Annotated in this window: 12 protein-coding genes and 2 tRNA genes; 2 read left to right on the top strand and 12 right to left on the bottom strand. The window is 51.2% G+C overall.

What is annotated here, in order from left to right; translation table 11 throughout:
• Window positions 1-119: 119 nt before the first annotated feature.
• The 3 genes from ACETK5_RS01995 to ACETK5_RS01985 form a co-directional block, all read right to left on the bottom strand.
• Window positions 120-677, bottom strand: a complete 558-nt coding sequence (locus ACETK5_RS01995) for a hypothetical protein (RefSeq protein ID WP_100538958.1) — start codon at window positions 675-677, stop codon at window positions 120-122.
• A gap of 161 nt (window positions 678-838) precedes the next feature.
• The gene (locus ACETK5_RS01990) at window positions 839-1258 is read right to left on the bottom strand and encodes a DUF350 domain-containing protein (protein ID WP_100538959.1); all 420 of its coding nucleotides are present in this window, start codon (window positions 1256-1258) and stop codon (window positions 839-841) included.
• A gap of 120 nt (window positions 1259-1378) precedes the next feature.
• Window positions 1379-3748, bottom strand: coding sequence for an endonuclease MutS2 (locus ACETK5_RS01985; RefSeq protein WP_394054208.1), 2370 nt, complete (start codon window positions 3746-3748; stop codon window positions 1379-1381).
• A gap of 156 nt (window positions 3749-3904) precedes the next feature.
• On the opposite strand from ACETK5_RS01985, the gene ACETK5_RS01980 reads away from it, so the two are divergent.
• Together ACETK5_RS01980 and ACETK5_RS01975 are read left to right on the top strand one after the other, a co-directional pair.
• Window positions 3905-4264, top strand: a complete 360-nt coding sequence (locus tag ACETK5_RS01980) for a phage holin family protein (RefSeq protein ID WP_100538961.1) — start codon at window positions 3905-3907, stop codon at window positions 4262-4264.
• 306 nt (window positions 4265-4570) lie between these two features.
• On the top strand, window positions 4571-4957 hold the full coding sequence (locus tag ACETK5_RS01975; RefSeq protein WP_100538962.1) for a cupredoxin domain-containing protein: 387 nt from the start codon (window positions 4571-4573) through the stop codon (window positions 4955-4957).
• A gap of 91 nt (window positions 4958-5048) precedes the next feature.
• Here ACETK5_RS01975 and zapA read toward each other — a convergent pair whose 3' ends face one another.
• The 9 genes from zapA to ACETK5_RS01930 form a co-directional block, all read right to left on the bottom strand.
• Window positions 5049-7013: a cell division protein ZapA gene (zapA, locus tag ACETK5_RS01970; protein WP_394054207.1), complete on the bottom strand. Its 1965-nt coding sequence runs from the start codon at window positions 7011-7013 to the stop codon at window positions 5049-5051.
• Between the two features lie 259 nt (window positions 7014-7272).
• Complete coding sequence (gene pheT / locus ACETK5_RS01965) at window positions 7273-9723, bottom strand: phenylalanine--tRNA ligase subunit beta (RefSeq protein ID WP_394054206.1); 2451 nt, start codon at window positions 9721-9723, stop codon at window positions 7273-7275.
• Window positions 9724-9752: 29 nt separating this feature from the next.
• Entirely contained in the window at window positions 9753-10787 is a 1035-nt protein-coding gene (gene pheS / locus ACETK5_RS01960) for a phenylalanine--tRNA ligase subunit alpha (RefSeq protein WP_326114349.1), read from the bottom strand.
• Between the two features lie 451 nt (window positions 10788-11238).
• The gene (gene abc-f / locus ACETK5_RS01955; RefSeq protein ID WP_326117108.1) at window positions 11239-13107 is read right to left on the bottom strand and encodes a ribosomal protection-like ABC-F family protein; all 1869 of its coding nucleotides are present in this window, start codon (window positions 13105-13107) and stop codon (window positions 11239-11241) included.
• Window positions 13108-13670: 563 nt separating this feature from the next.
• Window positions 13671-13741: transfer RNA gene (locus tag ACETK5_RS01950), tRNA-Gly, on the bottom strand.
• 77 nt (window positions 13742-13818) lie between these two features.
• A tRNA-Pro gene (locus ACETK5_RS01945) sits at window positions 13819-13892 on the bottom strand.
• 182 nt (window positions 13893-14074) lie between these two features.
• Entirely contained in the window at window positions 14075-15037 is a 963-nt protein-coding gene (locus ACETK5_RS01940) for an aldolase catalytic domain-containing protein (RefSeq protein ID WP_100538967.1), read from the bottom strand.
• 142 nt (window positions 15038-15179) lie between these two features.
• A complete protein-coding gene (locus ACETK5_RS01935; RefSeq protein ID WP_100538968.1) occupies window positions 15180-16697 on the bottom strand; it encodes a leucyl aminopeptidase in 1518 nt (505 codons plus the stop codon).
• A gap of 84 nt (window positions 16698-16781) precedes the next feature.
• Complete coding sequence (locus tag ACETK5_RS01930; protein ID WP_100538969.1) at window positions 16782-17906, bottom strand: ATP-binding protein; 1125 nt, start codon at window positions 17904-17906, stop codon at window positions 16782-16784.
• Between the last annotated feature and the right edge of the window lie 51 nt (window positions 17907-17957).

Genomic DNA, 17957 nt, shown 5'->3' with positions numbered 1-17957 from the left:
TTGAAGTCCAAGGTATTTTACCCTTCTAATCCCCACTTCATGAACAAAAAAAAGGAAACCGCCGCAAGCAGTTTCCTTAAGATAGCCGTGGATCGGCATATTGCGCCTTTCCGTAAACTCTATTCCTTTTTATGGATAAAACTCTTGATCATCCGAAGCCGATCATTCTCTGCCAGATTGTACTGTACATGGAAGCATCCGGGACACACGTATACGTTTAAGTCATATGGCGGCTGCAGTATAGGGCCTTGAATCAAGGCTGCGTTAACCGGCTGGAAGCCTTCCCCGCTCACGTGCTGCGTTCCGGCATGAAGCATATACTCCCTGCAATGCAAGCACTCGGGAACTTCCTCTTGCTGGTCCAGGATCCCCTCTACGGTCTCCTCAAATGCAAATAGGTCGTGATCCTCCCCGTACTTATCCACGGTTCGAAGAGAGGACAGCGATTCATGGTCGGATCCCCAAATACGATGAAGATCACCCGCCTCCTCATCGGAAGCCTCGTAAGCCTCTTCATATTCCTCCGGATCTTCCTGTGTTTCCTCTTCTTCCAATGCGATATTCAATGTGCGGTAGCCTTTAAGCTCGTTCGCACAGTGAGGACAAGTATCTTCGGGACCTATCTCTTCATCCCATACAATCTCACTTTGGCACCATGGGCAAACCGTCGGTTCCATCGATCATTCATCCCTTTCCTTATTCAAACGGCCATAAATGGCCCTGTTAACTTTATTTTTATTGAGACATCAAGTATACAATACCCGCCACAAAAAAAATCAAGGCAGCCGCAAACAATATCCGCGGTAAATATTTCATCGTCCTTTTCCTCCCGAAGCCATTAAATGATGCTTGCTCCAATAATGTAAGATAAAGATACGGTGATAAGAAGTACGATCAAGCCCACTGCGCGATTATCCTTGCCAATCTCTTCATCTACCGAAAACACAGGCGTCAAGAACTCAAGCAACCAATACGCCAATAAAAGCAGTATAAACCCGAAGAACGACCATTTAATCATGCCGTAAATGGACGTATTAGCCGTTATGCTATACCGCATCACATTACAGATGCCAAAGACCTTGCCGCCGGTCGCCATGGCCGCGGCAACATTTCCTTTGCGTATTTCATCCCAGCAATTGTACTTGGTAACCAATTCAAAGCAATACAAGTAAACAATAAGTGCAAGTATCGCAACCGAGAAATAGCCGACGAGCACCCCAAGTGGATGGGTCAGCAAATGATCAATCGCTTCCGTCATTACCTTATTTCCTCCCTGATATAAACGGGATGCGGCACCTTTCGCATCCCGTCGTTCTGAACCCTATGATGATATGTTATACGATTGAAGGAGAAAACGGTTCCTGATTTCTTACTTTCCTTATTTCAACTCGGCAATGGTAACGCCATTGCCGCCTTCGCCGTAATTACCTAAACGATGACTCTTCACATGTTTGTGTTTACGCAAATAATCCTGAATTCCGGTTCGTAAGATCCCGGTGCCTTTGCCGTGAATGATGTAAATCTGACCCAGGTTCCCCAGAAATGCCTCATCAATAAACCGATCCACCTCGATCAGCGCCTCTTCCAGATTCGCGCCCCTTAAATCCAGCTCATTCCGGATGTTGGTATCGCGAGTCCGCTTCAAGACGGTCGCATGCTGTTTCGGCGCCTGTTTAGCGTTTGCTGCCGGATTCGACAGCAGCTCCAAATCATCCAGCGCCACCTTCATCTTCATAATGCCGAGCTGAACAACCGCTTCCTTCGAGCCGGACATCTCCACGACATGCCCCTTCTGATTCAGGCTGTATACCCGCACCTCATCCCCAGGCTCAATGCTGCGCTGCTGCTTCGCTGAACGCTGGCCGCCCGTTTTCTTGCCCTGCTGCGGTTCGGCTTCATCCAAACGCTTTCGAGCTGCAATCAGCTTATGCTCCTTAACGGAGGCCCCTTCTTCTTGGGCAATCTTGCGCAGATCCGAAATGATCTCTTCGGCCTCACTCCGGGCCTTGTCCACGATCTGTCTCGCTTCCGCACGAGCTTTATCAACCAGCTTGTCCTTCTGCTCTTCCAGCTTCTGAAGCTCGTGCTGGTGGCGAAGACGCAGTTCCTCCATTTCCTTCCGAACCTGCTCTGCCTTCTCACGCTCTACTTCCGCGGTGTGACGGTTCTCTTCGAGCGATGCAATCATATGCTCCACCCGTTGATCTTCTTCCTTCACTTCGCCCCGGGCAAATTCCAGAATGGATCCCGGCAATCCCAGACGTTCTGCAATGGCAAACGCATTACTGCGTCCAGGTACGCCTACCAGCAGCCGATAGGTCGGGCTTAGGGTATTGATATCGAACTCCATGCTGGCGTTGATCACGCCTTTGCGTTCGTATGCATAGGCCTTCAATTCCGAATAGTGCGTCGTCGCGATCATGCGGCAGCCCATGCGGTGGATATGCTCCAGAATGGAAATCGCCAGAGCGGAACCCTCCGCAGGGTCCGTCCCCGCTCCCACCTCATCAAGCAGCACCAGACTCTTCGGTGTCATCTGGCTTAAGATGCGGATGATGTTCGTCATATGGCTGGAGAAGGTACTGAGGCTCTGCTCAATGCTTTGCTCATCGCCAATGTCCGCGTAGATCGCGTCAAACACGCACATCTGGCTGCCTTCTTCAGCTGGAATAAAGAGTCCGGACATCGCCATCAGGTTTAATAACCCGATCGTTTTGAGTGTAACCGTCTTACCGCCAGTATTCGGACCCGTGACGATGATGGAAGTATAGGAATTGCCCAATTCCACATCAAGCGGCACAACCTGATCCGCCGGAATCAGCGGATGTCGGCCTTTACGCAGCTTAATATAACCTCTGTCATTCATTCTTGGCAGTGAAGCCTTCATGACATGGGCCAAACGAGCCTTGGCAAAAATAAAGTCGAGCTGGCCGATCAGATCCAAGTCAATGGACAGCAGCTCAGCCTGTTCGCCGACCTGAGCGGTCAGCTTCTGCAGAATCACTTCGATCTCCCGTTCTTCCCGCATTCGCGTCTCACGCAGCTTGTTGTTCATGGCTACGATGGATTCCGGCTCAATAAACAGCGTCGCGCCTGACCCGGACTGGTCGTGCACGATGCCGCCAAAATGCGAGCGATATTCCGCTTTAACGGGAATAACAAAACGGTCGCCGCGTATCGTAATTAACTGGTCCTGCAGCATCTTCGCCACGGATTGCGATCGAATCATGGACTCCAGTTTCTCGCGAATGCGAACTTCTCCGCCCCGCAGCTCCCGCCGGATCTGGGCAAGCTCCGCGCTTGCGGAGTCCAGCACCTCAGCAGCATCATCAATACACAGCCGAATGGCATCTTCCAGGGGCTTCTGCTCCGAAATAAGATCACTCAGATTATAGAGGATCTCAATCTTCTCGTCCTCATGAATCGCCGCTATAAACCGCTTGATTCGGCGAGATCCATGAATCGTATTCGACGTAGCCAGCAATTCATGGGGATTGAGCGTCCCCCCGATTCTGGCCCGTTTCAGAGCGTCGTTGATATCGGTAATCCCGCGGAAAGACGGATTGCCCTTAAGTCTGTCTACGGTGTAGGCTTGATCGGTAGCCGCAAGCAGATCCTTTACAGCCTCCAGGTCGGTTTCAGGCATTAACTGTTCAGCTCTCGCACTTCCCATGGAGGTTTGAGTGTATTGTGTTAATGTATTTAAAATTTTTCGGTATTCTAAAGTTTGCAAAATCTTGTCATTCAAGAAGTTCACAACTCCTCTCAATCAATGCATATATTATATCGAAAGTGATACGAATTCGCCAAGGAATCCAAAATCCTTCCACACATAACCGACGGCCCTATTGAACAAAATAAATTCTGCGTAACATTCCAGTCTTATTCTAAGGAGGCAGGTACCATGCAATTTCTCGGGCACGTTGTTCGATTTATCGTTGCCGCGCTCGTTCTTATGGTTGTCGGATGGATTGTCCCTCAATTCTCCGTCGGCGGATTCGGAAGCGCCCTGTTGCTTGCACTCGTCATCGCTCTGATTGGTTGGGCTATCGAGGGCATCTTCGGCAAAAAAGTCACGCCGTTTGGACGTGGCATCGTGGGCTTCCTAGTGAGCGCACTCGTGATTTACCTTGCCCAATTCATCGTTGGAGGCGTTAGCGTCTCCGTATTGGGCGCATTGCTTGCTGCACTGGTCATCGGGATCATCGATCTGTTCATTCCGATTTCCACCCCTTTTGAAGCAGGCAAAAACCGCAAAGAATAAGATAGAAGAACGCCGCTTCGTTAGAGGAATCCTCTGGACCCTCTTCTTGAAAGAACCGATCGGCAGCTGTATTCCCCACATTAACCCCTTGTTGCTACTCTGCGCAGGGGGTTTTCATTTTGGGTAAAACCTCAATTCCTTTATTTCCATCTTCCCCTATATTATAAAGTAAATCCATATCATCGTTTGAAAACGTTCACGTTCACCAATTTTTCATAACACATATGTGCATCCACTCTTTTTCTGCGCTATCATAAAGATTGGAAATTATATTTCACAATTATTTCATAGTCAGGAGAGATTATAGTGAAAAAAGGCATAGCTTTACTTGTTTCATGTATGCTCCTATTTGTATTGGCTGCCTGCGGCGGAGACCAGAAAGAGTCCCAGGGAGATTCAGGGATCTCGGATACTGGCGTAGCACCGGAAGCTGAACTCGTGATTAAGGGTACCAATTTTCAATTCGACCAAGAGGAATATCGTCTCAAGAAAGGGGTGCCCGTCAAGATTACGTACGAGAACGAAGACGGCAACCACGGCGTTATGATTCCTGCGCTTGGCCTGCAGCTGGACCGTAAAAACAACTCCACGGTTGTTACGCCGGATGAAGCGGGAGAATTCGAAGTTTCGTGTTCCATTATGTGTGGAGCGGGTCACAGCAAAATGATATCCAAACTTATCGTCGAAGAATAAGTAGGTCTTCCTCACGAAAAAAACCTCCGGATCGCCAGAGTATCCTCTGTCTAATCCGGAGGTTTTTTCAGGTTCACATCTTCGCCATGGCCTAACGCTGATCCTGCTCAATCAACTCGATCCACTCATTATATTCAACTTGGAGCTTCGCATACTCTTCCTTCAGCTTACGGTGTTCTTCTTCAAGCTGCGCAGATTGCTCCGCCTTCAATTCCTGCTCCGCCTGGAGCAGACGATATTGGTGCATAACCAGCTCATACTGTTCACCTAAATCGGAATACTGCTGTGCTGCTTCACTTTTTTCGCCTTCCAGGCGCTCACAGGCTTGGCGTGCGGACGCAATTTCCTGCTGCCAGGACTGGAGCTCTTCTTCGAGAGCAAGCTTGGTTCGCTTCCACTCATCACGCTCTGCGGCCAGCTTCTCGCTGCCCTCGGCAAGCTGTTCCCGTTCCGCCATCCATTGCTGGTATTGCTCCTGCCACTGAACGGCACGTTCCTCTGAATCCCTCAGCTGCTCGGCGAGTTCACGTGCGCGCTCTTCACTGGCAGCCGCCTTCTTGCGAAGCTCATCCAGCTGATTCGACACCGTATCGTACTCTTCTTCCAGCATGGCGTACAGTTTGCTGGTCTCTTCCTCTCGGATTCCCGCTTCCTTCGTGAGTTTCTCCAGCTCTTCATGACGAAGCTGCAGTTCCTTCAATTCCTCTTGGGCACTTCTGCGCTCGGACATGCTCCGGTCAGCTTCGTCTTTCATGACCTGGATCTCATCCTGAAGTCCCTTCATTCCTTCTTCCAGGCTTTCGTTCGCTTCCATAAGCTCGACAATTCTCATCTCCAGCTCGCCGGTTTCCTCTTTGCGCTGATCCGCCAGCGTGCGCCAAGATTGGAGCTCGCTGCTTAAACGCTGCAGCTCTTCCTGCTGTTTGCGGGAGGTCTGATTCGCATCCACCACAAGTTTCTGCAGACGACGGCGCTCTTCCTCCGACTTGGCGGATTCCTGCTTCAGGCCTTCGAGCTCCTTCGTCAGCCCTTCCACCTTCGTACGGAAGGAGCGCAACTCCTGCGAAGAGGCTTCGGCTTGCTGTCTGGACGATTGGAGCGTTTCCTTCAGCTTGTCCGATTCCGCTTTTACAGCACCCAGTTCCTTCTCCGCAGTCGACAAGCGTGATTGGAGCTGCCCGCCGCGAGTTCGCTGCTCGGTAAGCTGCTTCTCCAGCTCCTGGACGGTCGTCGTATGCTTTTGTTCCATATCCTGCACGGTTTTCGTATTCTTCTGTTCCAGATCCTGCACCGTCTTCGTATACTTCTGCTCCAGATCCTGCACGGTCTTCGAGTGCTGCTGCTCCTTTAGGAGGGCCTCTTGTTTATAGGTGCTCTCCTGTTTCTTCAATTGCTCAGCCAGCTTCTCTTCGGCCTGCTTCGCAGCGTTCCGTAGACTCTGTTCCAGCTTCTCGATGGCCTGCTTATGAGTGAGCGTCATCTGCGAAATTTGTCCTTCATAGCGGCGTTTCATATCTTCAATCGACTGCTTATGGCCGCTCTCCAGCTTCTCGCGCTGCTCCTTAAGACGTGCTTCAAGCTGCTGCTTCTCCTTCAGCAGTTCCGCCACGCGGTCGGATTCCTTCTGGAGCAATTCCTTCGTACGCTCTGACTCCGCGGTTAGATTCTCCTTGGACTTCCTGTATTCCTCAGCCAGCGTTGTCTGCTCCGCCAGCTTGTGCTCCAGCTGCTCTAACTGCTGACGATGTCTCTCCTGCTGCTCGATTTGAAGTCCTTGCACCTTGGCAAGCTCCGTGCGCAGTTCATTCCGCTCGGCCGTCATCTGCTTGGCCTCATTCTGAAACTCCAGCTTCTGCAAAGCTTCTTCCGCCATATGTACTGCAGCTAGGACGGCAATGCGCGGGGTATCCAATCGAGAGTGCGCCTTGGATATGGTACGCATGCGGTCATCTACATAATTCGCTACCTGTCTGGTATAATCACTGCTATTGCCAACGAGTTTATAGGAAGTTCCGTAGATGTCTACGGTAACGCTTTTACGGTCCGATGTAGTCAAAATTGTGCCCTCCTTCTATTATGTGTAGATTCTATGATGTCTGAAATGGTCTATTCTCTACATTCATTATATATGAGATAACATCTGTAGACGAACCTCAAGAAAACAGACCGAAGTTTGGTATATGATAACACAGTTTTGTGCTTATAATTATGTACCCTGCGGGCGTCCTGATGCAAATCCCAGTTCAATTTAGAGCAAAAAAGCCCGCATCGAATCTCTGATGTAATGGATTCGATGCGGGCGTTCACAATTCCTGCTATTTTCTTAATTCTGCGCCAAAAGTTTGCTGAAGGGCAGCAACGGCTTTTTCCGTGACGCCGGCAACCTCTTCATCGGTCAACGTCCGTTCCTGATGACGGTACGTCATGGAGATGGCAATACTCTTCTTGCCCTCTCCAAGCTTGCTGCCCGTAAAGACGTCAAATACCTGAATCTGCTGCAGAAGCTCACCTGCATTGTCCTTGATCACTTGAATCAGGGAGCCGGCTTCAACCTCCTCATTCACCACGATGGCAAGATCGCGTTCCATGCCCGGGAATCTAGGCAAATCGCGGTAAACAACGCGGGCGTTGGTCAGATCATACAGCGGCTCAAGCAGAATCTCGGCAGCATAGGTATCTTCCAAATCCAGCTCCTGCTGCGTCTTCGGATGAATTTGTCCAAGTACACCTAACAGCCGCTTGTTCTCGCCTTGACCCGCATATACGGATGCGGAACGTCCCGGATGGAAGCCAACCGGTCCGTTGGCCTCGTAGGTGATGTCTTCTGCGCGAATTCCAAGGTAATCTAGCACTGTTTCGAGTGCCCCCTTCAAATCGAAGAAATCCACTTTGGCCGGCTGGACATTCCATTGCTTGCTGCCTTTGCGTCCCGACAACAGCAAACCGAGAACCGGACGCTCCAGCGGCTGCTTCGTCAACGTCTTCTCATGCGTATGGAACAGGTTCCCTATTTCAAACAGAGCCAGGTCCGGCTGCTTACGGTTATGGTTGTATACTGCGATATCCAGCAGCTGCGGAAGCAGGCTGGTGCGAAGGACGCTGCGGTCCTCGCTCATCGGCATGGCCAGCTTAACCGCCGTGCCATCTGACGACAGGGAAGTGAACATTTCCGCTTGCTGCGGATGGATGAAGGAATAACCCAGAACCTCCTGGAATCCGCTATGCGTCAGCAAACGACGAAGCGAGCGGCGGATGGCCTGAGCGATGGTCAATGAACCCGGTGTCGTCGGACCTTCAATCGCCGTTGTCGGAATATTGTCGTATCCATACAGACGGGCAACCTCTTCAATGAGGTCTACGTCAAGCACGATATCGCCGCGGCGGGTCGGCACTTGAACATCCACCATTCCTTGGCCCGCATCTCCGCAAGGGAAATGCAATCGGGCGAAGATCGTTTTTACTTCAAGCAGAGACAGCTCCGTACCCAGATAACGATTGAGCTTCTCCAGCGACAAAGTGATCACGGTAGGCTCGGTTTGGGCACTGCCTGCTTCGACGATTCCCTGATGGACAGCGCCGCCGGCATATTTCGCCATCAGTGCCGCTGCACGGTTCAATGCAGGAATAACTGCGGCGGGGTCCACTTCCTTCTCGAAGCGGGAGCTTGCCTCCGAACGAAGTCCCAACTGACGGGATGTTTTGCGGACGGTACCGCCATCGAACTTCGCCGATTCCAGGAAAATATTCAGCGTGCTGTCCGTTACTTCGGAGTCTAGGCCGCCCATAACGCCAGCCAATGCCACCGGCTTGCCCCCTGCTGTAATCACCAGCATATGCGGCTCCAGGCGGCGCTCCGTGCAATCCAGCGTCACCATCGTTTCGCCAGCTTCAGCCATACGCACGTGTACCGCGCCATCCTTCAGCTGATCGGCATCAAAAGCATGCAGCGGCTGTCCATATTCCAGCATCACATAGTTCGTAATATCCACGATGTTACTGATCGGGCGAACGCCTGCTGCGATCAACCGGTTCTGCATCCACAGCGGAGAAGGACCGATCTGTACTCCCGTAATGTAACGTGCCGCGTAATGGCTGCACTGCTCATCAGCACCAATCGTAACCGAGATATGATCGGCTGCTGCATCTTGAACCTCCAGAATCTCCTTCTCCGGGTTCGGAAGACTCAGCTCACGTCCCAGAATGGCGCTCACTTCGTAAGCTGCTCCCAGCATGCTGAGGCAGTCGGAGCGGTTCGGCGTCAGATCCAGCTCCAAAATTTCATCGTTCAGACCCAGCACATCCAGAATGGGTTTGCCGATTTCCGTATCAGCCGGAAGGACGAGAATCCCTTCTTGCAGCTCTTTAGGCAGCAGTTTGTCATTCATGCCCAGTTCCTTCGCCGAGCAGATCATGCCTTGGGAAAGCACGCCGCGCAGCTTGGCCTTCTTGATATCCATACCGCCAGGCAGCTTCGCGCCAACAAGCGCCACCGGCACCTTCTGGCCAGCATCCACATTTTTTGCTCCGCACACGATCTGGAGATCTTCCTCCTGACCCGCATCCACGATACATACATTCAGCTTGTCTGCGTCAGGATGCTTCTCCTTACTTTTGACGAAGCCTACGACCACTTTGTTAATGCCTTGATTCCGTTTCTCGATCACATCGATTTCAATACCAGCCGAAGTAATACGGCTTGCCAAATCCTCTGAGGTTACACCTTCGAGCGAAATATAATCGGACAACCAATCGGTTGAAACTCTCATTGTCTATTCACTTCCCTTTATCGTTAAAATTAGATCCGCGTGAACTGATTCAAGAATGCTGTATCGTTGTTGAAGAAGTGACGGATGTCATCCACGCCGTATTTCAGCATGGCAATCCGCTCAACCCCCATACCGAAAGCAAAACCGCTGTACTTCTCAGGGTCATAACCACCCATTTCAAGCACCTTCGGATGAACCATGCCGCAGCCTAAAATCTCAAGCCAGCCTGTTTGCTTGCATACACGGCAGCCACTGCCGCCGCATCTTACACAGGATACGTCCACTTCCGCGCTCGGCTCCGTGAACGGGAAGAAGCTTGGACGCAGACGGATCTGCGTGTTATCGCCGAACATCTCCTGCACGAATTGCAGCAGCGTCCCTTTCAGATCACTCATGCGAATGTTCTCGCCGATTACGAGGCCCTCGATTTGGTGGAACTGGAACGAATGCGTCGCATCATCGTCGTCCCGGCGGAATACGCGGCCCGGGCAGATGATTTTGACAGGCGCTTTTCCTTGCATCGACAGCATCGTCCGGGCTTGCACCGGGGATGTCTGAGTACGCATCAGCAGATCTTCCGTCAAATAGAAGGAATCCTGCATGTCACGTGCCGGGTGATTCTTCGGCAGATTCAGCGCTTCGAAGTTGAAGTAGTCCGTTTCCACCTCGGGCCCTTCCGCTACCTGGTAACCCATCCCGATGAAAATATCCTCGATATCCTGGATCACCTTGCTCAAAGGATGAACCGCGCCTTGGCTGAGCTTGCGGCCCGGAAGGGTTACGTCCACCTTCTCTGCACGCAGACGCTCTTGCGTTTCCTCCTGCAGGAATGCTTCCTGCTTGCCGGTGATGACTTCCTCGATCGCGCCCCGAACGTCATTGGCCACCTGGCCGATAACGGGACGCTCTTCTGCGCTCAGCGCTCCCATTCCGCGCAGGATTTCCGTCAAGGCACCTTTTTTGCCAAGGTATTTCACCCGCAAATCATTCAGCTGCTGCGGATCGGTAACATCCTGCAATTGCGCCAATGCTTCCTGCTTTAATGCTTCTAATTTTTCCTTCATGGCTATTCGCACACCCCTTTGTAAACTCCATCATTGTACTGAAAACAAAAAAGGCCTCTCCTCCCGAAAAGGGACGAAGAGACCGTGGTACCACCCTTGTTAACATGTTTCATACCCTAACCAAGGCGGTAAAAGCCTTAGGCCCTGAGTATGCCTCATCATGCTCACTTGACCGACGTAACGAATCGGACCCGTTATCCCCTACTGAGCGGCAGCATGCCGTGTTCAGGGAACTGCTCCGGAGCGAACTTCACTAGCCTGTTTCTATTAGAGACACTCTCAATCTACGGTATCCCTTCCCTGTAAAGAGGCACTAGCTACTTTTCTCCATCCACGCATTTGTTACATATGCAAATATATAGGGTTTATTATATGCAACCTTTCGAGATATGGCAAGTTTCATTTCCCCATTTTAACCCCATCTGGCTGATTTTAATCGCGATCCCTGATCTTATTCCGACTGAAGCCTGACCAGCTCAGCCCGAAGCTCCCTGATCTCGGCAAGCCAGCTCGCCTCGTCCCCGGCTTCAAGATCTTCGGCTGATAAGCCCAGTAATTCCTGAATCCGGTATTCGAGCTCCATCCGCCGATTGTCCTTCTCCGTATTCCCCCTGATCACACCGGTCCGCGAGGCCTGTTCTTCCTCCTCGTCCACACTTCCCTCAAACCAAACCGGAGCTTCTCCAGGCTTCAGCGTGAGCAGCCGGTTCGCGATTTTTCGCACCAGATACCGGTCGTGCGATACGAGCGCAATTGCACCCGGAAAGCTCACGAGTACTTGTTCAATCACCTCTCGGGTATCCACATCCAGGTAGTTCGAGGGTTCATCCAATACGAGCAGATGCGCCCCGCTGAAATACAGCTTGAGAAAAGCCGTTCTGCACTTCTCCCCCATGCTCAGCTGCCCCATCTTCTTAAACACATCGTCCCGCCTGAAGAGGAATGAGCCCAGCAAAGTACGGGCACGGCTCTCCGTCATTCCCGGAATGACGAGCAGACTGTCCAGCAGCGTGGTTTCATGTTCAAGCCCCTCAAGCTCCTGTGAGAAATAACCGATCTTGACGGAAGGATTTCGGGTAATCCGGCCCTCCTGCGGTTCGATTTCGCCCAGCAGCAGCTTGAGCAGTGTCGTTTTCCCGCTCCCGTTAGGGCCTCTTACGGCCAACCGGTCGCCACGGTTCAGATAGAAGGTGAGTTTATTAAAAAGCGGTTGATCTCCGAATCCAAAACAGATGTCCTTCACTTGGACAAGGGTACGGCCGCCGAAAGCTTCCCCTTCCAGCTCCATGTTCAGCTTAGGACCGCTTCGCGGTTTATCCACCCGCTCTGCTTCCAGCCGTTCCAGCGCTTTTTCCTTGGCATGATATCTTGAGATGTTCTTCTTGGCCTTGGCCTTGTAAAAGCTGGCGGTGATCTTGACATCATTGACGTCCCCGGCCGCGTTATGCGCTTTATGGAACCACTCCTCGTATCTTCGGATGGATTCCTCCAGCGCTTTGCGGGCCAGCTCCTGCTTCCGGTAAAGCGTCTCCTGTTCGCGCAGCTCCCGCTCCTGTTCGCGGCGGTAATCCGTATATCCTCCCCTGTAACGCCGTAGCTCCTCTGAGGTCAGCTCACATACGGAGGTTGCTACCCGGTCGATGAATTCCCTGTCATGGGATACAAACAACACGGTGCCTTTATAGGACGACACCAGCCACTGCTCCAGCCAGACCAAGCTGTCGCTGTCCAGATGGTTTGTAGGCTCGTCGAGCAGTAAAAATCTCGGTGCCGATACAAGGAGCCCTGACAGCATGACCTTCGTCTTCTGACCTCCGCTCAGCTCACGGTAGGACACAGGCCACACCTCCGGCCCGATGCCCAGCATCGTCATCGCCTTCTCCACCTCGGTCTCCCACTGGAAACCGTTCTGGGACTCGTAGCGCTCCAGCAGATTGCCATATTGCTCAAGCAATGGTTCCATTTCTGCAGCGCTCCCGCCGTTCATCCGCCGCTCGACTCCGGCAAGCTGAAGCTTCAGCTGCCATAATGTTGGGTGACTGCGGCTGCGCACCGTATCGATAGCACTCCTATCGACTTCGTCCGGCTCATCCTGCTGCCTGAGCCAGCCCCAGCGCTCTCGTGGGAGAATCGTCTCCACAACGCCCGAGGTCGGTTCGAGTTCGCCGGCCAGGATCGAGAGGAGCGTGGTTTTGCCGGTGCCGTTACGCCCGTACAGCGCAATCCGTTCTCCCTCCGCCACCTCCAGCTGAATGCCCTCAAACAGCGGCCTTCCTTGGAGCTCCATACTTATATCTTTCGCTTTTAGAATCATGGTCATATCGCCTCATCCTCTCTCTTTGAAAAAACTAAAAAACCGCAAGCGCTGGCCTGCGGCGGATGTTATAAAGAGAGGTATGGGTCTGGTCTGATTAACGGAACAAATTCGCACGACCGACACGACTTCGGCTGTTCATTCCAGTCCAGCCTTGACTGTTATTGAGATGAAGCTCAATAACCTCGGCCGTTAGCGGAAGCTGCAAATCCGTTCCGTATATGTGATTGTTTGCATAAGAGCACCGTTTTGACATAACAAAAAGAGGTACCCCAGTCACATTGTTCAGACACACCAAATCTCTCCCTCTACCGCCGTAGAGAAACGCCTGCAAAACCACATGCAGTTGTTTAGAGAAAAGGGTGTCTTACTTCATTGGACTGGGTTACCTCGCATTCTTGGAATGAAATTATGGTCATTATAACAGATATTCTTCGCTTGTAAAAGGGGTATTACGGAGTCACTATATATTTGAATGCCTGCTATCCCATGTTTATTCCGGTCCCATTCACATTTCAAAAAAGCAAACAAAAAACCCTTGTCACCAAGGGTTTCCGGTTCTAACTATAAGCGGGTGATGGGAATCGAACCCACGCTACCAGCTTGGAAGGCTGGAGTTCTACCATTGAACTACACCCGCACATATACCTACAAAAGTGACGCTATGCTTCGGAGCATATTTCGATTACTTTTGCGAGGCCCTAATTCATAAGCGAATCGGGACGACACGATTTGAACATGCGACCCCCTGGTCCCAAACCAGGTGCTCTACCAAGCTGAGCTACGTCCCGATAGTGAAGATGCTGTCTTTTGAAGACAAAAATAAATATACCATGTCGAACATATAATTTCAACATGTATTTTATGGAAAATGGGTTGTCCGTATTAGAAAGCAAACAGCATCCTTCCGAGGAGGGAAAGATGCTGTATTTCCTTAACTTATATAGGTAGCAAGGCTGCAAGAGCACCTTGCCTATTTCTTGTCGAAAGTCACTTCCGGCGTCGTCAATTTATCATAAAAATCCACAATTTTGTCTTTATCGTCCGATGCACGGAGTGCCATGGCGGAGCGTGGATGTTCGTCCAGGGTGCCAGTAATCATGTAAGGCATGATATAACCCCACTCTTCTTTTTCGCGAAGAGGGATCATGTAGCGCTCGATAATGTCCAGAACCGGACGCAGCTCATACTTCGTCCCTTTCAGATGGGTTACCAGCAGCTCGGTCGGGCAGTTGCCGGCCGCACGTCCCATACCGTACACGGATGCATCCAGAAGCTCAACGCCAAGATCTGCAGCAACCAGCGTGTTGGAGAACGCCAGCTGCATGTTGTTATGGGTATGAACGCCCAGACGTTTGTTCGGCAGATGCATCTTGAACTTATTCACAAGGTATTCCATGTCCTTATGATCAAGGCTTCCGTAAGAATCGACGATGTACACCACATCCACGACGCTCTCCCTGATCAGCTCAAAAGCTTCCAACAGCTCATTCTCCATCACGTTGGAGAGAGCCATGATGTTCAGCGTAGTCTCATATCCACGATCGTGGAAGGTCTGTACCAGCGCCAGCGCCTTATCCACGTCTTTGATGTAACAAGCGACACGGATAAGATCCAGCAAGCTTTCCTCGCGCGGCAAAATATCGTCTTCATCCACACGGCCGATATCTACAAGTGCGGACAGTTTGGTTTTACCTTTATGAGGAATCACTTCTCTGAGGAACTCATCATCCAGAAAACGCCAAGGGCCCGCTTGATCAGCGCCTTTCAGCAGTTTAGGCGAATTTTTATAACCGATTTCCATATAGTCCACGCCAGCCTCATTCAGGCCCGCATATAAATTTTGTACGAATTCCACACTAAAATCCCAATTATTGACCAGTCCGCCATCGCGAATGGTACAGTCTACAATCTTTGTCTGACTACTCTTAATCATTCTAAGCTAAACTCCTCTCGGCAATTTTTCTCTTCATCATACTTGAATGCCGGTTGAAAAGTAAAGCAAAAACGTCCGAAGGACGGACGTTTTTCAAAGGGATATCGGACTGCCACTGCCTCTTCATTTCATAACAAGCTCTTCAATCCATGGCGACCTGGGCCTGCTTGAGTATCCAGTCGGTGATGGTGCGGACGAGCACGCCGGTTGCCCCTTTAGGATCCACGCCCCGCTCCTTGGATAAATATGCCGTACCTGCTATGTCAAAATGCACCCAAGGCAGCCCATCAGCAAATGTCCCCACAAAAAGACCGCCTGTTATCGTCCCGCCTTCTCGGCCCGTTTGATTTCGTAAATCCGCCACCTCACTCTTCAATTTATCCCAGAACTCCGGATAGGATGGCAGCGGCCATATTTTTTCGCCGGCCCTCCGGGAGGAGGCAATAAGCTCCTGTAAAAAGGTCTCATCATTGGTTACGGCCCCAGTGGCGATATCCCCCAGAGCCGAAACAACAGCCCCCGTCAATGTGGCCACATCAATCAATCGCGAAGCCCCGAGCTGCTTGGCATAGGTCATTCCGTCCGCAAGCACGATACGGCCCTCGGCATCCGTATTCAATACTTCGATGGTGCGACCGCTCAGTGTCGTGACGATATCGCCGGGTTTAAAGGCGCTACCACTCATCACATTCTCCGCTGACGGAATCACCATCACTACATTTACTCTGGGGCGAATCCGTCCCAGCGCTTCCATGACGCCCAGTACGGTAGCCGCCCCGCCCATGTCGCTGATCATATCCTCCATCCCGGATGCCCTCTTCAGCGAGACGCCACCGGTATCAAACGTAACCCCCTTACCAACAAGGCCGACAACATCCTCCCACGTCTCCCGTCCCTGATAACGGATCGCAATCATGCGCGGTGGATGTATGCTGCCCTTACCGACGGCCAGGAGGCCGCCCATGCCCTTCTCGACAATTCCTTCCTCGTCCAGCACCTGGGCTTCAAAACCGTACCGTTTCGCAACCTGAAGCGACTTCTGGGCCAAGTCTTCCGGCAACAGCATATTGCCGGGGAGGTTCGTTAAATCCCGTGCCAGACAGGTCGCTTCCCCAATCGCTGCGCCTAATGACATCCCCTTTGTCCACCCGGCTTCAAATTCCGCGTCCATATCGCCTTCTATATAATAGAGGATTTCTTCTATATTCGTTTGCTCGGAAGCATCACGCTTATAATGAGGTTTGCGATAGCTTCCGAGGATAAAACCTTCAGTTAAAGCCTGAGCAGCATCTTGCGGAGTCTGTTCCGCGGTGAAGTTGACCATCGTATTCGGAATTTGAATGGCAGCACTGCGTACACCCGGTTTCCTGGCGGCTTTTACCGCTTGTGCTGCAAGCAGCCGCAGCTGCTCGGATGTCAGAATTCCTTCTGGACGGCCCAGCCAAATTAATAGGCGCGCTCCGCCTTCGATGCTCTCCGGCCATACGAATGACCGATGGGCAGTGCCGTCAAATAACCGATTCTCGGCCAACTGTTTGAGCAGCGGATCCCACGACTCGGAAACACCGCCTTCCGCCGCTTGTTTTTTCGTTACGGGAACAATGATGGCATCGGTATGCACATGCCCGGATGATAAACGGTCCTTTAATGTCCACTTCATGCGTTCTTCTCCTCCTAAAAAAGAAAAAGCCATTCCATCGGAACAGCTGCTCTCGTATTCATTTCAGGCACGTATCGTACAATCTTAGACTTCCGAAACGTCCAACTTGGGAAATGTAATCACAAACTCCGTCCCGGCACCTATCTGGCTATCCACGGCAATCGAGCCGCCATGGTTCCGGATAATACTGTAACTCACGGATAATCCAAGCCCCGTTCCACTCTCCTTGGTCGTGAAGAACGGATTGAACAGATGGTTCAGTGTATTCTGATCCATGCCGCCGCCGTTATCCGAAATACAGATGTTGATATGTTTCCCCGTATCGCGGGCGGAAATATCAATCACTCCGGTGATGTTCTCATCATGATGTTCATTAATCGCATCCAGGGCATTTTTAATAATATTCAGAATCACCTGTTTGATCTGCTTCACATCCACGGATATAAACGCAGGCGGGGTCTTATCGGTATGCAGATTAATCTGGCATCCCTTCATTAAGGCTTCACTTTCAGTTAGCAGAACGACTTCCTTCAATAATGAGGATACGGACACAATCTTGGTTTCTGGAGCCGAGGGCTTGGAGGAATTTAGAAATTCATATATAATATCATTCGCACGATCGATCTCCGTAAGTATAATTCTGGCATACTCGTCCTTACCTAAACTTACGAGATGCGGACGAAGCAGTTGGATGAAGCCACGGATGGAGGTGAGCGGGTTGCGTATCTCATGGGCAATGGAGGCCGAGATCTTTCCCAGCATGGCCAGCTTATCGTTCTGATAAGCGGTTTGCTCAATTCGTTTGAAGTCGGATACATCCTTCACGCTGATCAGAAAATCGCCTTCCATCTGGTCCCCATAAGTCATCGTGATCAGCCACGATCTGCCATATTCATCAACCAATTCATGAAATCTCTTGCGATGGAATACCGTTTCCCGAAAAATGCGAAGTATTTTCCTCTTTTTAAATTTGGATAGCTGGGGATGACGCAACAGTTGGGTCAGCGTACAGCCAGTCAGCGACTTACGGGATACACCTAGTAATTTTGCCATCTGTACATTAACAAATGCCAACACACCGTCACTATCAAAGAGGATGATCCCGCTGTCGAGATTCTCCAGTATGTTCTCATACTTGTTCCTAATAAGCTGGCTGGAATGAAAAGAACGAATTGCCTGCAGCTCAGATTCACGGATTTGACTCAACAAGATGGCTCCCCCTTTTCTTGAAAAGTTGAACTCACCAAACCGACAAAAAAA

Source organism: Paenibacillus ilasis (genome assembly GCF_043195395.1).
Taxonomy (GTDB): domain Bacteria; phylum Bacillota; class Bacilli; order Paenibacillales; family Paenibacillaceae; genus Paenibacillus_AQ; species Paenibacillus_AQ lautus.
This window is presented reverse-complemented; position numbering and strand designations above follow the sequence as displayed.

Coding starts and splice junctions, on each gene's coding strand:
- ACETK5_RS01995 (WP_100538958.1), bottom strand. CDS start 677: ATGGAACCGACGGTTTGCCCATGGTGCCAAAGTGAGATTGTATGGGAT.
- ACETK5_RS01990 (WP_100538959.1), bottom strand. CDS start 1,258: ATGACGGAAGCGATTGATCATTTGCTGACCCATCCACTTGGGGTGCTC.
- ACETK5_RS01980 (WP_100538961.1), top strand. CDS start 3,905: ATGCAATTTCTCGGGCACGTTGTTCGATTTATCGTTGCCGCGCTCGTT.
- pheT (WP_394054206.1), bottom strand. CDS start 9,723: ATGAGAGTTTCAACCGATTGGTTGTCCGATTATATTTCGCTCGAAGGT.
- pheS (WP_326114349.1), bottom strand. CDS start 10,787: ATGAAGGAAAAATTAGAAGCATTAAAGCAGGAAGCATTGGCGCAATTG.
- abc-f (WP_326117108.1), bottom strand. CDS start 13,107: ATGACCATGATTCTAAAAGCGAAAGATATAAGTATGGAGCTCCAAGGA.
- ACETK5_RS01940 (WP_100538967.1), bottom strand. CDS start 15,037: ATGATTAAGAGTAGTCAGACAAAGATTGTAGACTGTACCATTCGCGAT.
- ACETK5_RS01935 (WP_100538968.1), bottom strand. CDS start 16,697: ATGAAGTGGACATTAAAGGACCGTTTATCATCCGGGCATGTGCATACC.